Below are 20,510 nucleotides of genomic sequence, written 5' to 3'. Positions count from 1 at the left end.
GCGGCGATTAAATCGCCGCGGCCATGCAACCTCCGGGCGGTCCGACCCTGTCCTCTACACGTGAGCGAACCCAAACCCGATCTGTCCGTGGTGATCCCGGCCTACAACGAGGAGCTGCGGCTCGGCTCGACGCTCGACGCGGTCGGCCGGTATCTGCGCGCGTCGGCGATCCGCTGGGAACTCGTCGTCGTCGACGACGGTTCGACCGATGGAACGGCCGGCCTGGTGCGGGCGGCGGGCCGCGCCGACCGCCGGATCCACCTCGTCCGGTCGAGCGCCAACCGCGGCAAGGGCCACGCCGTCCGCACGGGAGTGCGCGCGTCACGCGGCCGGCAGGTGCTGTTCTCCGACGCCGACCTGGCCACCCCCATCGAGGAGCTGGGCCGGCTGCGGGCCGTCCTCGGCGCGGGCACCGACGCCGCGATCGGATCGCGCGCGCACCGGGCCTCCAGCATCCAGGTGGAGCAGGCCGCGGTCCGCAGGCTGCTCGGGCAGGCGGGCAACCGGCTCATCCGCGTGCTGGCGACACCGGGCATCGCCGACACCCAGTGCGGCTTCAAGCTCTTCGACGGCGCCAAGGCCCGGCACGCCTTCGGCCTCGCCACGATCGACGGCTGGGGCTTCGACGTCGAGATCCTCTACCTCTTCGCCCGGTTCGGCTGGACGGTCGAGGAGGTGCCGGTCCGCTGGGCGCACCAGCCCGGCTCCAAGCTGCGCCCCGGCGCCTATCCCCGGGTGGTCCGCGAGCTGCTGCAGCTCCGGCGCGAGCACGGCCACCGGGGTTCCGCACGGGCGATGACGTTGGCCCCGCCGTCCACACCGCTGCCGGCCGGGAGCGCGGTACAGATGCGGCGGGGCCGATGAGTGCGGCACGCATCTCCGAGACGGCCGGAGGCAAGGCCGAGGACGGCCCGGTGCGCGCCGAAGACCCCTCGGCGCCCGCGGGCCGGGGCGCGGTGCTCGGCGTCGTCCGCCGGTTCGCGACGGCTCCGAGCCGCGAATCCGTCGTCGACCTGGCGGTCGCCGGAGGCTTCCTGCTGGCGTCGGTCTTCGTGTACGCGCGGTTGTGGGCCTCCCCCGGCCGCCGCTATCTCATCAACGGCGGGCAGGACCAGCACCAGTGGGAGTGGTTCTTCGCCGTGACGGCGCGGGCCGTCACCCGGCTGGACAACCCGCTCTTCACCGACCTGCAGAACGCGCCGCTCGGCGTGAACCTCATGGGCAACACGGTGATGCTGGGCCTGTCGATCCCGCTCACCCCGATCACGCTGGCGTTCGGACCGAGCGCGACCTGGGCGATCGTCCTGACCGGAGGGCTGGCCTCGACCGGGTTCGCCTGGTACTGGCTGATCCACCGCCGGCTGGGCCGCTCCCGGGCGGCCGCCGGGATCGCCGGCGGGTTGTGCGCCTTCGCCCCGCCGATGATCTCGCACGCGAACGCGCACCCCAACTTCGTCGTGCTGTTCGTGCTGCCCCTGATCATCGACCGGCTCCTCGCGCTGTGGCGGGGAGAGCGCCCGATCCGCGACGGCGTGCTCCTCGGGCTGCTCGTCACCTACCAGATCTTCCTCGGTGAGGAGCCGCTGCTGCTGGCCGCGACCGGGCTGCTGGTGTTCGGGATCGCGTACGTGGTGGCCTCGCCCGACTCCGTCCGCACCGCGGCCCGGCCGCTGCTGACCGGGCTCGGCGTCGCCGCCGCGCTGTCACTGACGCTGACGATCTACCCGCTGGTCTGGCAGTTCACCGGGCCGCAGAGCTACCGGAGCCTGTTGCACGGCCCGTCCGGCAACGATCTGATGGCGATCCCCGCGCTGGCCGAACGGTCCCTGGGCGGCCCGAGCACGGTGGGCCCGGTCCCCGCGAACACCACCGAGCAGAACGCGTTCTTCGGCTGGCCGCTGGTCGTGCTCGTCACCGTGCTGGTGTTCTGGCTGCGCCGGCAGGCCGCGGCGCTGGCGCTCGGCGTCGTCATGCTGGTGTCGGTCGTGCTGTCACTCGGCCCGGAGATCATCGTGTCCGGGGCGGAGACCGGGATCAACGGCCCGTGGCTGCTGATGTCCAAGCTCCCCCTGTACGACTCGCTGCTCGAATCGCGGCTGACCATGATCTGCATACCCGCGATGGCGATCCTGATCGCCATCGCGACAGATCAGGTGACGGGGGTGGCGCGGGCCGCGCCGTGGCGGGCGGCGCCGTTGCGGATGGTCTGGGCGATCGTGCTCGTCCAGGCGCTGCTGCCCATCGCCCCGCGGCCGTTGCTCGCCGCCGACCGTCCCGTGACGCCGGCCTTCTTCACCGAGGGCCACTGGCGCGGGTACGTGGGCGCGGGCCGCTCGGTCCTCATGGTGCCCCCGCCGGACGCCGCGGACGCCGCCACGCTGCGCTGGCAGGTCGACGCGGGGCTCGGTTTCTCGATCGTGGAGGGCTACTTCGTCGGCCCGTACGGTCCCGACCGCACCGGCGTCTACGGTGCGGTGGCGCGGCCGACCGCGTCGCTGCTGCGCGAGGTGGCCGACTCGGGCCGGGTCCCCGCGCTCACCGGGACCGAGCGCGCCACCGCCCGCGAGGATCTGGAGTTCTGGCTGGCCGACGCGGTCGTGCTCGGACCGCACCCCAAATGGGAGGCGCTGCGCGCCACGGTCGACGGGCTGCTGGGGCCGGGCCGGGAGATCGGCGGTGTCACGGTGTGGAGGGTGCGGCACGACACAGGTCCGTCGTCTGGGCAGAACGGCACGGGGTGAAGAACAAATGGCGAAGTCAGGGAAATGCCCTGTGCAAATCGGCCCGCGTCCCGTAAAAGAGGTGCGGAGCACCTGGGAGGCGGTTGATGCGGGCAGCAGAGGAAGAGGATTTCGTCGCATACGTGACGGCGCATCTGCCTCGGTTACGGCGGATCGCACATTATCTCTGCAAGGATGCCCACCGGGCCGACGATTTGGTGCAAATAACCTTGACCCGCCTTTACACCCATTGGAGACGCGCACAGCAGGCGAACAATCTGGATCGCTACGTCGAGAGGATGCTCGTCCGGTGCTTCTTCAACGACCAGCAGCTCGGCTGGTGGTCCCGGGTGCGGCTGACGGGGGCGCCCAAGGAGACGCCCGCGATGGCGCCGGCGCCGCCGGGGCCGGACGTGGAGACGCGCACCGTGGTGCACGCCGCGCTCGCGCAGTTGCCGCCCAGGCAGCGGGCCGTCCTGGTGCTGCGGTTCCTGTGCGACCTGCCGGTCGCCGAGGTCGCCGAGATCCTCCAGTGCTCCACCGGCAACGTCAAGAGCCAGACCTCACGGGGCCTGGTCACGCTGCGAGGATTGCTGGGCGAGCAAATGCTGGTCATCCTGAGGGGAGAGTGAGCCTGTGGAACGCGACGAAGAGGACGCACGGCGGCTGCTCTCGCCCCTGCGCGGCGCCGAGCCGGGTCCCGCGACCCGCGTGGACGTGGCCGAGGCCGTGCGGGTCGGCCGCCGCCGGGCGCGCAACCGCCGCGCCGCGGGTATCACCTCCGTGGCGGGCGTGGTCGCCGTGGTCGCCATCGCCTCCGCCCTGCTGGGCAGGACGATGCCGCCCGACGACGTGCGACCGATCGCGTCGCCCGACCAGTTCGGCCTCACCCACCAGTACTTCCGGGTCGGGTCGGCCGGCGGGTTCACGCCCGACAGCTACGAGACGGGCCGCTACCGACAGCGCGCCCACCTGCGGCTTTCCGACCAGGACGGTCCGCGTCGCGCCGCCGGGCTGGTCACGATGTTCCCGCGGGACCGGCTGGTCGGCCGCGACGGCCGCCGCTGGGCCCCGTCCGGGACCAGGGCGCCGGACGTGAACGGGCGCCCGGCGTTCTGGCCGGACCGGCCCGTGCTGCACACGGGCTCGGTCGAGGTGGCGTGGGAGTGGGCGCCCGGCGCGTGGGCGTTCGCCTCGGTGAGCGGCGACGGCGCCGACCGCGCGGTGGCGCATCGCGTCGCGCAGAGCGTGCTGCCGGACGGGCGGACCGTGGTCCGGGCGCCGGTCACCGCGCCCGGCTCGATGCTGGGCGCGCCGAACCGGCTGATCGGCACCGTCGCCTCGGCGCCCACCCCCGGGACCCGTCCGAGCGTGGCGCTCCGTTACGGGACGCAGGATCCGCGGGCGCAGCTCGGCGCCCGCGAGCCCGGGTGGATCGCGATCGGGGTCGAGCAGCCGGAGCCGGGGCTGCGGACCGACACGACGGTGGGAGGCCGTCCCGCCGCCGTGGACGACACCAAAATCACCATTCCGGAGAACGCGGATTCGGCGTTCTTCGCCACGGCCGCCGACGCCGCCACGCTCGCCTCGTTCGGCGGGAACCGGAAGCTGCGCGATCTGGCCGCCGCCGTGACGATGGTGCCCGGGGCAACGTGGCCGCCGCCGGCGCCCGCGGGCTGCCCGGCCACCTCCGGGCCGAAATCCGGATGCCCGACGCGCACTCCGAACTGAACCGAAATATAACGGAAACCATTGCTCGGGTCGATTCGGTTGTTCGGCACGGCTCAAACCGTCAAAACCAACTGACCGACTGTGGTCAATATTTGCGTCAATATTGAATTGAGAAAGCCACTCTGAACGCACATAATTGATCAGGTGAGTGGGGATCGAGTAGGAAATCTCCGCGCACCATGCAGCCTTACTGGAGGGTACTGCTATGCACTTCAAGACGCTGGGCACCCTAGAGGCGTCGAGTGGGTACACGACGCTCACGCCGAGCGCCCCCAAACAGCGCAGTGTGCTTTGCCTGTTGCTCACCACCCCGAACGAGGTCGTCTCCACCGGTGCCCTGTTTGAAGAACTGTGGGATAACGATCCCCCCGCCAGCGCCCAGACGACACTGCAGACCTACATCTACCAACTGCGCAAACGATTCGGTGCGGGGGACGCGGTGTGGGCCGCCCGCAACATCCTGGTGACCAGGCACGGCGGCTACACCCTGGTGATCCCCGAGGACGGCATCGACGTCACAAGGTTCGAGACGCTGACCGCCGCCGGCCGGTCCGCACTCGACCAGGGCAGACTCGACCTGGCCTCACGCACCCTGCGCGCGGCGCTGACGCTGTGGCGCGGGCCCGCGCTCGCCGACGTGGCGACCGGGCCGCGGCTGGAGACGCACCGGATCCGGCTCGAAGAGGCCCGCATCAACGCCATCGAGATGAGGATCAAGGCCGAGATGGCGATGGGGCACCACCAGCGGCTGGTCGGCGAACTCAAGGAGCTGGTCGCCAGGCACAGCCTCAACGAGTGGTTCCACCATCAGCTGATGCTGGCCCTGTCGCGGACCGGACGCCGGCAGGAGGCCCTGGAGGTGTACCACAACCTGCGCCGGATCCTGGTCGAGGAGCTGGGCATCGAACCCAACCACGACATGCGCGATCTCCATCGGGGCATTCTCACCGCGGATGCGGTCTGATGCCTGGAACGAACCAACCGGACCGAGCGGACCGAGCGGACCGAGCCGAACCGGCACGGCCGACCCCACTCGCCGGACCGGCCTGATCGGCACAGCCGTTCCCACGCACGGTCTCCTCCGGGCACGGATCATTCACGGGGGGCGGCGAGAGCACGGCGCACGCCGCCCCCCGCAAGAATGATCGCCGCGCACGCACCGGCCGCCGCACCGCCCAGGACGAGGTAGTACACCCGGTCCGGCCAAACGTCGGCCAGATGGACGACCTGCGCGCCGAGCCCCGCGCCCAGCGCGCTGAACAGCCAGGACAGGCCGATCGTACGGCCCGTGAACGCGGCCGGGGCCACCTCCGCCGAGGTGCTGATCGCCACCGGGCCGATCACGATCTCCCCGCACGCCTGCAGGAAGAAGACCGCCACAAGCCAGAGCAGCGGCACCTTCGTGCCGTCCGCGGCGGCCCCGGCCACACCTCCCATCAGAAGGAAGCTCGCGCCCGCGAACGCCATTCCGAGCGCGAATTTGGCGGGCACCCCGAAACCCTTTCCGAGCCGTACCCACAGGGCGGCGAACACCGGCGCGGCCAGCAGCATGAAGAACGGAATGGCGGACTGGAACCAGCCCGCCGGCACGGTGAATCCCGCGACCGTGCGGTCGGTGGAATGCCGGGCGAACAGCGCCAGCATCGAACCCGACTGGCTCACCAGCATCCAGAACAGCGAATACGAGAGCAGCAGCCAGGTGAACGCCTTGAGGCGGCCGCGCTCGGCCGGCGCCCAGCCGCGGTCGCGCAGCAGCACCGCCACGTACCCGAACGGCACGATCAGCGTGACCAGGCCGAACACCGCGGCCAGGTGCATCGGGGAGAACGTCCCGGCCGCCACGTCCAGCACGACCGGCAGCGCCACCACCGGCACGGCGACGGCGACCCGCCGGATCACGGTCCGCCGCTCGGCCTCCGACAGCGGCTGCCGCGGCGACCGTCCCGCCGCCCCGAAATGCCGCCGGCCGACGACGAACTGCGCGACGCCCAGCACCATGCCCACCCCGGCCACGCCGAAGCCCAGATGCCAGCCGATCCGCTCCCCCACCAGGCCGGTGACCAGCGGCGCCACCAGCGCGCTCAACTGGATGCCGGTGTAGAAGATCGAGATGGCGGCCTCGCGCCGGGCCGCCTCGCCCTTCGGGTAGAACCCGCTGAGCAGGGCCAGCATGTTGGGTTTGAGCAGCCCGGTGCCGACGGCTATGAGCGCCAGGCCCGGGTAGGCGGCGTCCCGGACCGGCACCGCCATGGTGAAGTGGCCGAGCGCGATGGTCAGGCCGCCCCAGATGACGGCCCGGCGCTCACCGAGGACGCAGTCGCCGACCCAGCCGCCGGGCAGCGCCAGCACGAACACCGAGCCGACGTAGATCCCGAACAGCATCGCGGCCGTGCTCCTGGGCAGGCCCAGCCCGCCCTCCTCCACCGGGGCGGCGGCGTAGAGCACGAGGATGGCCTGCATGCCGTAGAAGCTGAACCGCTCCCAGATGTCGGTGAAGAACAGCGTCACGAACCAGCGCGGTCGCCGGAATCGCGGGCCGCCCCCGGACGGCCGGGCGACGGGGGACTCGGTGAGCGACAACCGGATCTCCTCCGGGCCTACGGTGTGAGCATGGACTCGACCAGGCCGGTCGTGTGCTTGGCCGCGCGGAAGAGCGGGTGCCCCAGCACCTCCCGCAGGAACCCGGCGGTGGTACGGACGCCGGGACCGGCGACCCGCAACTCCTCCAGCGCCCGGTCCATCCGGGCGATCGCCCCGTCCCGGTGCGCGTCCCAGACGACGACCTTGGCCAGCAGCGGGTCGTAGTCGGAGGGCACCCGCAGTCCCGGCACGGCGTGCGTGTCCACCCGCGTGAACGGGCCGCCCGGCGGCACGAACTCCGCGACGAGCCCGGGGGTGGGCAGGAAGCCCCGCTCGGGATCCTCGACGTTGATCCGGCACTCGATCGCCGCCCCGCGCGGGACGACGTCGTCCGGGCCGAGCCCCAGCCGGTGGCCGGCCGCGACCGCGAGCTGCTCCCGGACCAGGTCCACGCCGGTGACCATCTCGGTCACCGGGTGCTCCACCTGGATCCGCGAGTTGACCTCCATGAAGTAGAACTCGTGCTCGTCGCCGACCAGGAACTCGAACGTCCCCGCGCCCACGTATCCGGTGGCGCGGGCACCGCGGACGGCCGCCTCGCACATCCGCCCGACGAGATCGTCCGGAAGCCCGGGCGCCGGGCTCTCCTCGATGAGCTTCTGCCGCCGCCGCTGCGCCGAGCAGTCCCGCGCGCCGAGGTCGAGCACCTTCCCGTGCCCGTCGGCCAGCACCTGCACCTCGACGTGCCGCGCCGTCTCCAGGTACTTCTCGACGTAGACGCGGCCGTCACCGAACAGGGCGACCGCGTCGGCGCGCGCCTGCGCGTACGCGCGGGCCAGGTCCCGCGCATCGTGGACGACCGTCATGCCGCGGCCGCCGCCGCCCGCGACGGCCTTGATGATGACCGGGTAGCCGATCTCGTCGGCCGCGCGCCGGGCGTCGGCCCCGTCGCCCAGCGTCCGGATGCTGCCGGGCAGGACGGGCAGCCCCGCCTCCACGGCCGCCTCACGGGCCTGCGCCTTGTCGCCGAGCCGGGCGATGACCTCGGCGGGCGGGCCGATGAACGTGATGCCGTGCGCCCGGCAGGCGCGGGCGAAGTCGGGGTCCTCCGACAGGAAGCCGTAGCCCGGGTGGACGGCCTCGGCACCGGTCCGGCGGGCGGCTTCGAGGATCGCGGGGGCGTACCGGTAGCTGCGCGCGGCCGCGGGCGGCCCGATGTGCACCCGCTCGTCGGCCAGCCGCAGCGCCGGCGAGTCCCGGTCCGCGGTCGAGTACACCATGATCACCCGGATGCCCAGCTCGCGGCAGGTCCGGGCGACGCGCAGCGCGATCTCACCGCGATTGGCGATCAGCACCGACGAGAACATGAACCACCTTCCGTCGCGGCCGCGCTCACGCGGGGCCGTCGGGTTCGAGCAGCAGGATGGGCTGCCCGTATTCGACCGGTTCGCCGTCGGCCACCAGGAACTCGACGATGCGGCCGGCCTGATCGGCCTCCAGCGGGTTCATCAGCTTCATCGCCTCGACGATCCCGACCTGCCGGCCCTTGTCGACCACGTCCCCCTCCCGGACGAAGGGGTCGGCGCCGGGCTCCGGGCACCGGTAGAAGACGCCGACGAGCGGCGCGTCCAGCGTGTGCCGCGCATCCGCCTCCCCGCCGTCGACCGGCACTCCGGCCGGCCCGGAATCGGGTACGGCGCCCGGTGCCGCAGGCGGTGCCGGTGCCGGCGGGGCGGCCGGCGCGGCAGGGCCCGGCCAGTCGACCTCGACGCTCAGCTCGCCGGCCCGCAGCCGCACGCTGCTGGGCGGCACGCTCCCGGCGCCCGCCAGCCGCGCGACCTGCCCGACCAGCGCTTCCAGCAGCTCAGGCGACGCCGTGCCCGGCGCCGCGGCGGGTGTCTCCGTCATGAGGCCTCCCCGTCTCGTCTCCGTTGATCGGCTCCGCCGTCCCGTACCGCCGGAACCGGTCGCGGCGCGCCGCGACCAGGTCGGCGGCGGGACGGCCGGACAACTCGTCCAGCGCGGCGATGATCGCCGACCGGACCAGCTCGACCGCCCGCGGCGGATCGGTGTGGGCGCCCTCGCCGGGTTCGCCGACGACCCCGTCCACCACTCCGTGGACGAGCAGGTCATGGGCCTGCAGCCGGAGGGCGTCGGCGGCGCCGGCGACGGCGTCCGGCGCCTGGCTCTTCCAGAGGATCGCCGCGCAGCCCTCCGGGCTGATCACCGAATAGACCCCGTTGGCGAGGATCAGCACCCGGTCGGCGGCGCCCAGCGCCAGCGCGCCGCCGCTGCCGCCCTCCCCGGTCACCACCGCGACGGTCGGCACCGGCAGGCCGGACATCAGCCGGATGGCGTCGGCGATCGCCCAGGCCTGGCCGTTCTCCTCCGCCTCCAGGCCGGGATGGGCGCCGGGCGTGTCGATGAGCGTGACGACCGGGACGCCCAGCTTGGCCGCGAGCCGCATCAGCCGGACCGCCTTGCGGTAGCCCGCCGGCGACGGCATGCCGAAGCCGCGGCGGACCCGGTCGGCGGTGCCCCGGCCCTTGTCATGGCCGATCAGCACGACCGGCCGGCCGGCCAGCCGGCCGACTCCGCCGACGATCGCCGGGCAGTCGCCGCCGAGCCGGTCGCCGCGCAGTTCCTGGAACTCCTCCAGCATGGAGATCGCGTACTCGCGGGCCGTCGGCCGGTCGGCGTGCCGGGCGAGCCGCACGGCGGTGATGCCGTCCCGGACCGGCAGGTGCCCGGGGTCGCGCAGCACCGCCGGCCGTTCTTCGGCGGGAACGTCCCGGTCCTCGGGATCCGGTGGGGCGGCGGGGCGGTCCGGGGCGAGGCAGCGCAGCAGCCTGCCCAGCGTGGACCGCAACTCCGTGCGCGGCACCACCCCGTCAAGCAGCCCGCGTTCGAGCAGGAACCCGGCCGTCTGGAAGCCCTCGGGCAGCCGCTGCCGGATGGTCTGCTCGATCACCCGCGGACCGGCGAACCCGACCCGCGCACCGGGCTCGGCGAGGATGACGTCGGGCAGCGTCGCATAGGAGGCCGCCACGCCGCCGTAGGTCGGATCGGTGAGCAGCGCGAGGGTCGCGATGCCCGCCTCGTCCAGCATGCCGATGGCCTGGCTCGTCTTGACCATCTGCATCAGTGCCAGGGCGCCCTCCTGCATGCGGGCACCGCCGGACGCGGTCACGACCAGCAGCGGCAGCCGGGCCCGCAGCGCCTCCTCGGCCGCGGCCGTGACGCGCTCTCCGACACCGGCGCCCAGGCTGCCGCCCATGAACCGGAAATCCATGACCGCGGCGACGAGCGGCCGCCCCTCAACGGTGCCGCGCACGCACACGACCGCCTCGTCCAGGCCGGTGGCGGCGGCCGCCCCCCGGAGCCGTTCCGGGTAGGGCACCAGATCGGTGAACCCCAGCGGATCGGGCACGGTGGGCGGTGCCGCGACGGGCGTCACCGACCCCCGGTCCATGAGCTGTGCGATCCGTTCGGGCGCGGTGATCCTGGCGTGCCGGCCGCAGGCCCCGCAGACCTTGAGTGCCCGCTCGAACCGGGGCGCATAGATCGTCTCCCCGCAGCCGGCGCAGCGGACCCACTCGTCGTCGGCGGCGGGACGCACCGCCGCCAGCATTGCCATCTCTGTCATTTCCGGCATCTCCGTCATCGCCGTGTGGCCGGCACCGGGCGCCATCCCTCACCACCCCCGGGGGAACCGGCGGAGCTCGGCGCGGCGCGGCCTCCACCAGGCCTCGTTGTCGCGGTACCAGCGGACGGTGTCCGCCAGCCCGGCGTCGAAGTCGACCCGCGGCCGGTACCCGAGCAGGGTGCGGATCTTCGCGTCGTCCAGCGAGTACCGCCGGTCGTGGCCCTTGCGGTCGGCGACGTGCCGGATGCTCGCCGGGCCCGCGCCGCACAGCTCGACCAGCCGCTCGGTCAGCTCCCGGTTAGTGAGCTCGGTGCCGCCCCCGATGTTGTAGACCTCGCCGGGCGTCCCGCGCTCCAGTACCCGGTGCACGGCACGGCAGTGGTCGTCGACGTGCAGCCACTCCCGCGAGTGCAGGCCGTCGCCGAACAGCGGCACCGGGTCGCCCGAGAGGAGGTTGGTGATGAACAGTGGGATGACCTTCTCCGGGAACTGGTACGGCCCGTAGTTGTTGGAGCACCGGGTGACCATCACCGGCAGCCCGTGGGTGATGTGGTACGCCCGCGCGAACAGGTCGCCGCCCGCCTTGGCCGCCGCGTACGGGGAACGCGGCGCGATCGGCGCGTCCTCCGTCCACGAGCCCGCCGCGATCGAGCCGTGCACCTCGTCCGTCGAAACGTGCACCACGCGCTCGATCCCAGCCAGGACGCAGCAGTCCAGCACGCTCTGCGTGCCCAGCACGTTGCTCACCGCGAAGTCGCCCGCGCTGACCAGGGACCGGTCGACGTGCGATTCGGCCGCGAAGTGCACCACCGCGTCGTGGCCGGGCAGCAGCTCGCGCAGCAGCGCCACATCGCAGACGTCGCCCTTGACGAAGGTGAGGCGCGGATCGCCGATGGGCAGGTTGGCGGTGTTCCCCGCGTAGGTGAGCTTGTCGACGACCGTGACGGTGGCGTCCGCGGCGGACCGCTCCCCGTCCGGTTCGTCGGACAGCTCCCCGGCCAGCAGGGCGCGCACGTAGCGGGAGCCGATGAATCCGGCGCCGCCGGTGACCAGGATCCTCATCGTTCGATCACCACCTCGCTGCTGTCGCCGAGCAGGAGCCGGCGGGCGCCGCCCCCCGCCGCCAGCGCCCCGATCCGGGAGTGCCGCCCGACCACCGACCGCTCGATGGCGCGCACGTCGCGCACCGCGGCGCCGTCCAGGACGATCGAGTCGGCGATCTCGGCTCCGGAGATGAGGCAGCCGGCGCCGATCGAGCAGTGCGGGCCGATACGGCTCCCGGTGATGACGCTGTCCCGCCCGATCACCACCGGCCCCACCACCCGGGAGCCGGTCACCCGGGCGCCGGGCGCCACCGAGACCGGGCCGAGCAGGTCGCTCGCGGCGTCCACGGTGCCCAGGTTCACCGGCTCCAGCGTGGCCAGCAGCTCCCGGTTGCAGTCGAGCAGGTCGTCGACCCGCCCGGTGTCCTTCCAGTAGCCGGAGAACACCTGCGCCCGCACGTCGGCGCCGCGCCCGACCAGCCAGGCGACCGCGTCGGTGATCTCCAGCTCGCCGCGCCGGCTCGGCGCGATCGCGCGCACCGCCCGGTGGATCGCGGCGGAGAAGACGTAGACGCCGATCAGCGCCAGGTCGCCGGCGGGTTCGGCCGGCTTCTCCTCCAGGCCGAGCACCCGCCCGTCCGGGCCGACCTCGGCGATGCCGTACGCCTGCGGGTCGGCGACCGGCCCCACCATCAGCAGGGCGTCCGGGCGGACGGCGGTGAACTCCTTCACCAGATGGCCGATCCCGCCGCTGACGATGTTGTCGCCCAGGTACATCACGAAGTCGTCGGCGCCGAGGAACCCGGCCGCGATCATGACGCAGTGCGCCAGCCCGAGCGGCTCGTCCTGCTGTATCCAGGTGATCCGGAGGCCGAAGCGGGAGCCGTCGCCGACGGCGCGCCGCACGTCCTCACCGTGCCCGCCGACGACGACTCCGGTCTCTGTGATTCCGGCCGCGGCGACGGCCTCCAGGCAGTGGAACAGGACCGGCTTGTTCGCGACCGGGACCAGCTGCTTGGCAAGGGTGTGGGTGAACGGCCGCAGCCGGGTGCCCGAACCCCCCGCGAGGACGAGGGCCTTCATCCGGTGCCGCCCGGTTCGCCGGCGCGGGTCCCGCCCCAGGTCACGGGGATCTCCACGAAGCTCTCCAGCAGGTTGCCCTCGTGCCGCCGCAGCTCCTCGGCGGGGACCGCCAGCCGCAGGTCGGGAACCTCGCGCAGCAGCGTGGCGACCACGATCTCCAGTTCGAGCCGGGCCAGCGACGCGCCCGCGCAGAAGTGGGTGCCGTGGCTGAAGGTCAGGTGCGGGTTCTCGGTGCGGGTGACGTCGAAGACCTCGGGACGGTCGAACACCGACGCGTCCTGGTTGGCCGAGTCGGCCGCCGGGATGACGCTCGTGCCCGCCGGGATGGTGACCCCGCCGACCGTCACGTCCTCGGTGACGTAGCGCAGCATCGTCACCGACGACCCGACGATCTTCCAGCGCAGCACCTCCTCGATGGCGCCCTTCAGCAGCCCCGGATCGTCCCGGACCAGCCGGAGCTGGTCGGGACGGGACAGCAGCATGGCCACGCAGCCGCCGACCTGGACGGCGGTGGTCTCGTAGCCGACCAGCACCAGCAGCCGCGCCCACCAGTGCAGCTCGTACTCGCCGAGCCGGCCGTCCTCCTGGTCGCGGACCTGGATCATGGCGCTGATCAGGTCGTCGGCCGGTGCGGCGCGCTTGGCCTCGATCAGCTCGCGCATGTACTCGTCCAGCGCGGCCATGTTCCGCTCGCGTTCCTCGGTGGTGTAGCCGCCGAGGGACAGGAACGACGCCGTCAAGCCGCGGAAGCGGGCCTGGTCCTCGACCGGCACGCCGAGCAGCTCGCACACCACTCTGATCGGCAGCGGGTACGCCAGCGCCTCGACGAGGTCGACCGGCGGCTCCCGGCGCAGCATCCCGGCGACGATCTCGTCGGTGATCTGCTGCACCCGCGGGCGGAGCCGCTCCACCCGGGACGGCGTCAGCGCCTTCATCACCAGCCGCCGGATACGGGTGTGCTCGGGCGGGTCCGGGTCCATCTTCGGGTCCTGGAACAGCTTGCTCTTGGTGCTGATGCGCGCCGCGCCCGGCCGGTTGAGGTTCCGGCTGACGCGGTCGTCGGCGAGCAGCGCGCGCACGTCCTCGTGCCGCGTCACCATCCACGCGACGTCGCCGCTCGGGAGGGTGACCGGCACGACCGGCTCGTCGCGGAGCGTGCGCAGTTCCACGGGCTGTTCCAGGGCGGAGGGCCGCCGGAACGGATATGGCGGAGGCGTCGTTTCCATCGGCTCCTTCAGGCTCCTTCACTCGGGATCACGGCGGCGTGACACGGCGATGCTCGCCGGGGCCGCTAGAGAACCGCCTGAGAGGTGCTCAACTTCCACCCGGGCTCCGGTGCCGCTCTAGGGGCGGCTGCCAGCGTGCGGTGCGTTGCCACCTGCCCTCACCCGTGAAGGGAGCTTCAGGATGCGGCTCGGCGTGAACGTCACCCACCGCGACCCGTGGATCGCCCGCGAGGCGGAGCGACTGGGCTTCGAGGTCGCCCTCGTCCCCGAGGGGTTCCGTGCCGACGCGGTGAGCACGCTCGGCCATCTGACGGCGACCACCGAGCGGATCGGGATCTCGTGCATCGCGCAGATCCCGGCGCGGACGCCGTCGATGGCGGCGATGACGGCGGCGGCGCTGCACACGCTGTCCGGCGGGCGCTTCACGCTGGGGCTCGGCGTCTCGAACGCGTACGCGACCGAGGTCTGGCACGGCAGCCCGTTCGACCGTCCACTCGCCCGCACCCGCGAGTACCTCGCCGTGGTGCGGATGGCGCTGCGCGGGGACGAGGTGCGCCACCAGGGCGAGCACTTCACCGTGCCGTTGCCGGGACGGGACGGCGAGCCGCTCCGCATGGAGCCGGCCGGCGTCCCGATCCACCTGGCGGCGGTGGGGCCGCGCAACCTCGAACTCGCCGGCGAGGCGGCCGACGGCTGGATCGCGGTCTTCGCCACCCCCGGGCAGATCGAGGAGGCGGGGCCGCACATCGCCGCCGGGCGGGCGCGGGCCGGAGAGCGCGCCGGCGACGGCTTCGACGTGCTGCTCACCGCCCAGCTCGCCGTCGGGGACGACCCGGAGTCGCTCGCGGAACCGCTCCGGGCGCACCCGGCGCGCTTCATGAGCCTGGGCCACCGCGAGCAGAACTTCTACTACCGGCGGGCGGCCCGGATGGGCTTCGAACGCGAGGCGGCCGAAGTGCAGGACAGGTACGCCGGCGGGGACCGGGCGGGCGCCGCCGCGGCCGTGCCGTTCGGCTTCGTCGACGCCACGTCCCTCCTCGGGCCGGTGGACCGGATCGCCGCCCGGATGAAGGAGTACGCCGCCGCCGGGGTCACGACCCTCGTGCTCACCCCGGAGGCCCCCGACCGCGCCGGGCGGGTCGCCGCGCTGCGCACCGCCGTCGAGGCGCTGGACCACGCCGGAGCCGCTGACTGACCCGTCCGGCCGAACGTTCTGGAGAGGAGCCCGGACATGCTGGAAGAGACGCTGCCGCCGAAGGACCCGCGGGAGGCCGCCGCGGGGCGCGTCCCGTTCAACCGCCCGTACGCGACGGGCAAGGAGGCGGCCTACATGGCCGAGGCCGTCCGCTCCGGCGCCACCGGCGGGGACGGTCCCTTCACCCGGCGCGCCACCGCCCACGTCGCCGCGCTCGCGGGGGCGCCCCGGGCGTTGCTGACGACCTCCTGCACGCACGCCCTCGAGCTGACCGCGCTGCTGCTGGAGCTACGGGAGGGCGACGAGGTCGTCATGCCGTCCTTCACGTTCACCTCCACGGCCAACGCCTACGCGCTGCGCGGCGCCGTCCCGGTCTTCGTCGACATCCGCCCGGACACGCTCAACATCGACGAACGGCTGATCGAGGACGCCATCACCGAGCGGACCCGGGCGATCGTGGTGGTGCACTACGCGGGGGTCCCATGCGAGATGGACGCCGTACTGGCCGTCGCGGAACGGCACGGGATCCCGGTGGTCGAGGACAACGCGCACGGCCTGGGCGGCGCCTACCGAGGCCGCCCGCTCGGCTCGCTCGGCGCGATGGCCACCCAGAGCTTCCACACGACCAAGAACGTGCAGTGCGGCGAGGGCGGCGCGCTCGTCATCAACGACGAGCGCTTCGCCGATCGGGCGGAGATCCTGCGGGAGAAGGGAACCGACCGGAGCCGGTTCATCCGCCGGGAGGTCGACAAGTACCGGTGGCGGGACATCGGCTCCAGTTACCTGCTGTCGGACGTGCTGGCCGCGTTCCTGCTCGCGCAGCTGGAGGCGTTCCACGACATCCAGGCCCGGCGGGGCCGCGTCTGGGACGCCTACCACGACCGGCTGGCGGCATGGGCCGACGCGAACGGCGTGCGGCGCCCGACCGTCCCGGAGGGCACCGCGCACCCGGCCCACCTCTACTACCTGCTGCCGGAGACCCCGGCGGGCGGCGGCGCCCTCATCGAGCAGCTCGCGCGGCACGGCGTGCAGGCCACCAGCCACTACCAGCCGCTGCACGACGCGCCCGCCGGGATCCGGTACGGGCGGGTCGCCCCGGGCGGCTGCCCCGTCACCGAGCGGACGGCGGCGGCGGTGGTCCGGCTTCCGCTGTTCGCCGGGATGAGCGAACGGCAGCTCGACCGCGTCGTGGCCGCCGTCGCCCGCTCGGTCAGCGCTCCTTCCGGCCGATGACCAGGGTGTCGACGTCGGTGAGCCGTACCGCCCGGGTCCCGGCGAAGCCGGCGTCCCGCATCCAGGCCCGGCAGTCCGCCGCGGTGTACTCGCCGCCGCCCGGGCTGACCAGCATCATGTGCAGGCTCGTCAGCAGGCCGAAGTCGTTCTCCCGCCGCTCGTCGTCGATCATGACGTCGTAGACGAGCAGCTCACCGCCCGGCGGTAGCGCCGCGTACGCGCGCTCGACCAGCATCGCCCGCAACTCCGGGCTCCAGTCGTGCAGCACATGCCCCAGGATCAGCACCTCCGCCTCCGGGAGCGGGTCGGTGAAGAAGTCGCCGCCCTGGAAGCGCACCCGGCCGGACAGCCCGAGGCCGTCGATGTGCTCCTCGAACACCGGCCGCACCGCCGGCAGGTCCATCACGATCCCGTCCAGCCGCGGATGCGCCTTGACCAGCTCCGCGGCGAGGTTGCCGCGGGCGCCGCCCAGATCGGCGAACAGGCGCCGCCCGCCCCAGTCGTAGGTCTCGGCGAGCGCCGGCGCCGTGAACTGGTTGATGCCGTCCATGGCCGACATGAAGCGCCGCAGCCGCGCCGGGTCGGCGTGCATGTCGTCGTGCTGCTCCTTCTCCTCCTCGACGGGGTAGTCGATGCCGCCCTCCCGCAGGAGCCGGGTGAGCTCGCCCCACTTGGTGAACTGGCGGTCGAGCATGGTGAGGAACCCGCCGGAGTAGGTGGGCTTGCGCTCGTCCAGATAGGTGTCGGCGACGGGGGTGTTCTCGTACCGGCCGCGGTCGCGGCGCAACAGGCCGAGCGCCACCAGGGCGTCCAGGAAGTCCCGTGCGGCGCGGCCGTGCAGGCCCAGCCCCGCGCGCAGCTCGGCCTCCGTCGCGGGCTCCTGCGCCAACCGCGTGAACACTCCCAGCTCGACGGCGCTCAGCAGCACCTTCGACTGGAAGTAGGCGATGCCCATGCGCAGCACGTCGTGCGCGCCCTCAGGTTTCCCTGCCAACGTAACCCCTTCCCGAACGGTCCATTGCCGTCATCGTGGGCGCGCGGGCTCGCGGTCCGGTGGACACCCGCTTGAGAGAACCGTGCGGGACCTGCCCTACCAGGGGTCCTCAAGGCCACCTCTAGCCGCGTCTGTGAGCTTGCAGTCGATCGCAAAGGACGGTGCCCCGGATGTCGAACTTCCTGATCAGCACGATGCCCGAGAGCGGCCACGTGAACCCGGCGCTGCCCATCGCCGCGGCGCTCACCGCGCGCGGCCACCGGGTCCGGTGGCACACCGGACCCGAGTACGCCGAGACGGTCGAGGCGACCGGCGCCCGGTTCGTCCCGATGCGGCACGCGCCGCGGTTCCAGGACCTGCCGCCGCGCCGCCGCCCCGCCGACGGCTGGGACGCCGTCTCGGCGGTGCTGGAACGGCTGTTCGTCGCCCCCGCCGCCGGCCAGCTCCGCGACTTCCAGGAGATCCTGGAGGATTTCCCGGCGGACGTGGTGTTCAACGAGTCCACCTCCGCGCTCGGCGGCTACCTGCTGCACGAGCTGGGCGGCCCGCCGTGGGCGCGGCTCGGCGTGAGCATGCCGCCCAGCCTGCCGGACTCGGCGATCCCGCCGCTCTACTCGCCCCGGCTTTTCGCCGACACCCCCGAGGCGCTGAGCTACTCCGCGGAACCGGCCGCCAAGGCCCGGTACCGCGAGCTGAACCACGAGGTCGCGCACCTGCGCCTGCGCCCGTTCACCGACGCGCTCAGCGCCCTGCGGGTCCGGCTCGGGCTGCCGCCGATGCCCGCGGGCACGACCGCGCTGGACGCGACGATCTCGCCGTTCCTGCACGTCCAGACGGGCACGCCCGCCTTCGACTACCCGCGCGACGAGCTGCCCCCGCAGATCAGGCACGTCGGCCCGCTCCTGCCACCCGTCCCCGCCACGTTCGACCCGCCGCCGTGGTGGCCGGAGGTGATTTCGGGCGAACGTCCCGTCGTGCACGTGACGCAGGGCACCGTGGCGACCGACCCCGCCCGCCTGCTCGGCCCGACCCTCACCGCGCTGGCCGACGACGACGTCCTCGTCGTCGCGACCACGCCGGACGCCGCCGCGCTCGGCCCGGTGCCCGGCAACGTCCGGATCGCCCGCACGATCCCCTACCCGAACCTGCTGCCGGCGGTGAACGCGATGGTGACCAACGGCGGGATCGGCGGCGTGCTGTTCGCGCTCGCGCACGGGGTCCCGATGGTCGCCACCGGCCAGACCGAGGACAAGCCGGCGATCTGCGCCCGGATCGCGCACACCGGCGTGGGCATCGACTTGCGCAGCGCCACGTCCCCCGAGCCCGCCCGGATCCGGGACGCGGTGCGCGCCGTCCTCACCGATCCGGACTTCCGGCGCAACGCCGAACGGGTACAGGCCGACTTCGCCCGCCACGACCCGCCCGCCGAGGCCGCCGAACTGCTGGAACGACTCGCCACCACGGGACGTCCGGTGGTGGACTGACCGGCGCCTGGAACGGAGCGCCAGCGGAGTGGAAGGCGACGGTCAGTCGCCCTTGCCAGGGGGTCTGGGGGGTCGCCCCCTCAGAGAGAAACTGACCGGCGCCTGGAACGGAGCGCCAGCGGAGTGGAAGGCGACGGTCAGTCGCCCTTGCCAGGGGGTCTGGGGGGTCGCCCCCTCAGAGAGAAACTGACCGGCGCCTGGAACGGAGCGCCACAGACCGGCGCCGCCCGCGTCCTCAGAGGCCGAAGGTGCGGCGGCGGCGTCGGCCGGGGGCGGGCGGATCGCCTGCGAGCCAGCCTTCCAGCAGGTCGCAGGCGACCTGTACGCCGTTCTCGGCCCTGATGCGCTCGCCGATCCGGGCCGCCGCGGAACTCATGGAGCGGTCGGTGACCACGCGCTCGACGGCATCCTCCAGCGCGTCGGCGGTCAGGTCCTTGAACGGCACGGGCCGCGGCCCCGCGCCCAGCGAGTGCACGCGCGCGCCCCAGAACGGCTGGTCCGCGAAGAACGGGAAGATGACGTTCGGCACTCCGGCCCGCAGCCCGGCGGCGGTGGTCCCGGCACCGCCGTGGTGGACGACGGCCCGGGTGCGCGGGAACAGCCAGTCGTGCGGCGCGTGGTCGACGACGAGCAGATCGTCGGACGAGGGCACGACCGCGGGGTCGCCCAGCAGCACCCCGCGCGCGCCGACCCGGCGCAGCGCCGTCCGCACGGTCTGGGCGGTGGCGGCGGGGTCGGGCATGACCATGCTGCCGAATCCCACGTACACCGGGGGTGGTCCCGCCTCGACGAAGCGCGCCAGTTCGTCGCTCGGGCGCCGTTCCGGCACGCCGTCCAGGAACCAGTAGCCGGTGATCTGCGCGTATCTCGGCCAGTCCCGCGGGCGGGGGACGACCGCCGTGCTGTAACCGCACAGCCGCGGCAGCCGGTCGCGGGCCATCGAGCGGGCCTGGCCGGCGAGCCACGGCAGCGGTGCCAGGCCCAGGTCCGCGGTGCGCCACTCGTTGACGCCGGGACGCCTCATCCGCCACATCATCTGGTTGGCGACGGTGTGGCTGAGCCGGTTGCCGAGCCGGCCGAGCGAACGCCGTCCCGGAACCAGGTGGCTGGGGTAGTCGCCGGTGGGGAGGCGGGGCAGGACCTCGGCGGCGCAGGCGGGCACGCCGCGTTCCTCGGCGGCGTGGTAGGCGGCGGCGCCGGTGTGCGAGAACAGGACGGCGTCGGCGTCCGCGCAGGCTTCCCTGGTGGCCGCCATGAACCGCTCGGCCATCGGCGTGATGAACTTGCGGAAGCCGCGGACGGAGGCGATCGTCCCGCCGCCGGCCCCCAGCCAGCGCCGGCCCTCGGTGCCGCCGAACTGCTCGGGGATGTCGACGTCGAGGGGGAGGAAGTCGATCCGGGCGTCGTCGGCGAGGCCCGCGTAGGTCTTGCTCGCGACCAGGCGCACATCGTGGCCACGGCCGCGCAGGCCGGCGCCCAGCGCGGCGTAGGGTTCGGTGTCTCCCCGGCTGCCGTTGGTGACGAGTACGATTCGCATGCCCGCATGCAACCCCCCGGGCCTCGATTCCCGCTCGA

Annotated in this window: 17 protein-coding genes; 8 read left to right on the top strand and 9 right to left on the bottom strand. The window is 73.2% G+C overall.

Going from position 1 to position 20,510, the window contains the following annotated elements; translation table 11 throughout:
• Positions 1-60 precede the first annotated feature (60 nt).
• The 5 genes from ABD340_RS10565 to ABD340_RS10545 all read left to right on the top strand — a co-directional run bounded on the left by ABD340_RS10565 (position 61) and on the right by ABD340_RS10545 (position 5,415).
• Positions 61-864, top strand: coding sequence for a dolichyl-phosphate beta-glucosyltransferase (locus tag ABD340_RS10565; protein WP_344588541.1), 804 nt, complete (start codon positions 61-63; stop codon positions 862-864).
• Positions 861-2,741 carry a glycosyl transferase gene (locus ABD340_RS10560; protein ID WP_344588540.1) on the top strand — a complete coding sequence of 627 codons (1,881 nt, stop codon included), beginning with the start codon at positions 861-863 and terminating at the stop codon, positions 2,739-2,741. Before ABD340_RS10565 ends, ABD340_RS10560 begins: the two co-directional genes overlap by 4 nt.
• Positions 2,742-2,827: 86 nt before the next feature.
• Complete coding sequence (locus tag ABD340_RS10555; protein WP_344588538.1) at positions 2,828-3,352, top strand: SigE family RNA polymerase sigma factor; 525 nt, start codon at positions 2,828-2,830, stop codon at positions 3,350-3,352.
• A 4-nt stretch (positions 3,353-3,356) separates the two neighbouring features.
• Complete coding sequence (locus ABD340_RS10550; RefSeq protein WP_344588536.1) at positions 3,357-4,451, top strand: hypothetical protein; 1,095 nt, start codon at positions 3,357-3,359, stop codon at positions 4,449-4,451.
• 205 nt (positions 4,452-4,656) lie between these two features.
• Positions 4,657-5,415: an AfsR/SARP family transcriptional regulator gene (locus tag ABD340_RS10545; RefSeq protein ID WP_344588534.1), complete on the top strand. Its 759-nt coding sequence runs from the start codon at positions 4,657-4,659 to the stop codon at positions 5,413-5,415.
• A 128-nt stretch (positions 5,416-5,543) separates the two neighbouring features.
• Here the strand turns inward: ABD340_RS10545 and ABD340_RS10540 are convergent, their stop codons facing one another.
• The 7 genes from ABD340_RS10540 to ABD340_RS10510 are packed head-to-tail and all read right to left on the bottom strand — an operon-like array spanning position 5,544 to position 14,029.
• On the bottom strand, positions 5,544-7,031 hold the full coding sequence (locus ABD340_RS10540) for a peptide MFS transporter (RefSeq protein ID WP_344588532.1): 1,488 nt from the start codon (positions 7,029-7,031) through the stop codon (positions 5,544-5,546).
• A 17-nt stretch (positions 7,032-7,048) separates the two neighbouring features.
• Positions 7,049-8,398 (bottom strand): acetyl-CoA carboxylase biotin carboxylase subunit, encoded by a 1,350-nt coding sequence (locus ABD340_RS10535; protein ID WP_344588530.1) that lies wholly within the window; start codon positions 8,396-8,398, stop codon positions 7,049-7,051.
• Between the two features lie 25 nt (positions 8,399-8,423).
• Complete coding sequence (locus tag ABD340_RS10530; RefSeq protein WP_344588528.1) at positions 8,424-8,939, bottom strand: acetyl-CoA carboxylase biotin carboxyl carrier protein; 516 nt, start codon at positions 8,937-8,939, stop codon at positions 8,424-8,426.
• On the bottom strand, positions 8,896-10,677 hold the full coding sequence (gene accA, locus ABD340_RS10525; RefSeq protein WP_344588526.1) for a carboxyltransferase subunit alpha: 1,782 nt from the start codon (positions 10,675-10,677) through the stop codon (positions 8,896-8,898). The genes ABD340_RS10530 and accA overlap by 44 nt, the downstream gene beginning before the upstream one ends.
• Positions 10,678-10,725: 48 nt before the next feature.
• Positions 10,726-11,739, bottom strand: a complete 1,014-nt coding sequence (gene rfbB, locus ABD340_RS10520; RefSeq protein WP_344588524.1) for a dTDP-glucose 4,6-dehydratase — start codon at positions 11,737-11,739, stop codon at positions 10,726-10,728.
• Positions 11,736-12,803, bottom strand: coding sequence for a glucose-1-phosphate thymidylyltransferase (locus ABD340_RS10515; protein WP_344588522.1), 1,068 nt, complete (start codon positions 12,801-12,803; stop codon positions 11,736-11,738). The genes rfbB and ABD340_RS10515 overlap by 4 nt, the downstream gene beginning before the upstream one ends.
• Entirely contained in the window at positions 12,800-14,029 is a 1,230-nt protein-coding gene (locus ABD340_RS10510) for a cytochrome P450 (RefSeq protein WP_344588520.1), read from the bottom strand. The genes ABD340_RS10515 and ABD340_RS10510 overlap by 4 nt, the downstream gene beginning before the upstream one ends.
• A gap of 181 nt (positions 14,030-14,210) precedes the next feature.
• On the opposite strand from ABD340_RS10510, the gene ABD340_RS10505 reads away from it, so the two are divergent.
• Both ABD340_RS10505 and rffA read left to right on the top strand, forming a co-directional pair.
• Positions 14,211-15,224 carry an LLM class flavin-dependent oxidoreductase gene (locus tag ABD340_RS10505; protein ID WP_344588518.1) on the top strand — a complete coding sequence of 338 codons (1,014 nt, stop codon included), beginning with the start codon at positions 14,211-14,213 and terminating at the stop codon, positions 15,222-15,224.
• 36 nt (positions 15,225-15,260) lie between these two features.
• Entirely contained in the window at positions 15,261-16,457 is a 1,197-nt protein-coding gene (gene rffA, locus ABD340_RS10500) for a dTDP-4-amino-4,6-dideoxygalactose transaminase (RefSeq protein WP_344588516.1), read from the top strand.
• On the opposite strand, the gene ABD340_RS10495 is transcribed toward rffA, so the two are convergent.
• Positions 16,435-17,451: a methyltransferase gene (locus ABD340_RS10495; RefSeq protein ID WP_344588514.1), complete on the bottom strand. Its 1,017-nt coding sequence runs from the start codon at positions 17,449-17,451 to the stop codon at positions 16,435-16,437. The two genes, rffA and ABD340_RS10495, sit on opposite strands and share 23 nt — an antisense overlap.
• Before the next feature lie 170 nt (positions 17,452-17,621).
• Here ABD340_RS10495 and ABD340_RS10490 point away from each other — a divergent pair, with 170 nt between their 5' ends.
• Positions 17,622-18,935, top strand: coding sequence for a glycosyltransferase (locus tag ABD340_RS10490; RefSeq protein WP_344588512.1), 1,314 nt, complete (start codon positions 17,622-17,624; stop codon positions 18,933-18,935).
• Between the two features lie 235 nt (positions 18,936-19,170).
• On the opposite strand, the gene ABD340_RS10485 is transcribed toward ABD340_RS10490, so the two are convergent.
• A complete protein-coding gene (locus ABD340_RS10485; protein WP_344588510.1) occupies positions 19,171-20,472 on the bottom strand; it encodes a glycosyltransferase in 1,302 nt (433 codons plus the stop codon).
• Positions 20,473-20,510: the final 38 nt, after the last annotated feature.

The sequence above is a fragment of the Actinomadura vinacea genome (assembly GCF_039532545.1).
Lineage (GTDB): Bacteria > Actinomycetota > Actinomycetes > Streptosporangiales > Streptosporangiaceae > Spirillospora > Spirillospora vinacea.
Note: the sequence above shows the minus strand (reverse complement) of the source record. Positions and strands in the feature narration are given on the sequence as shown.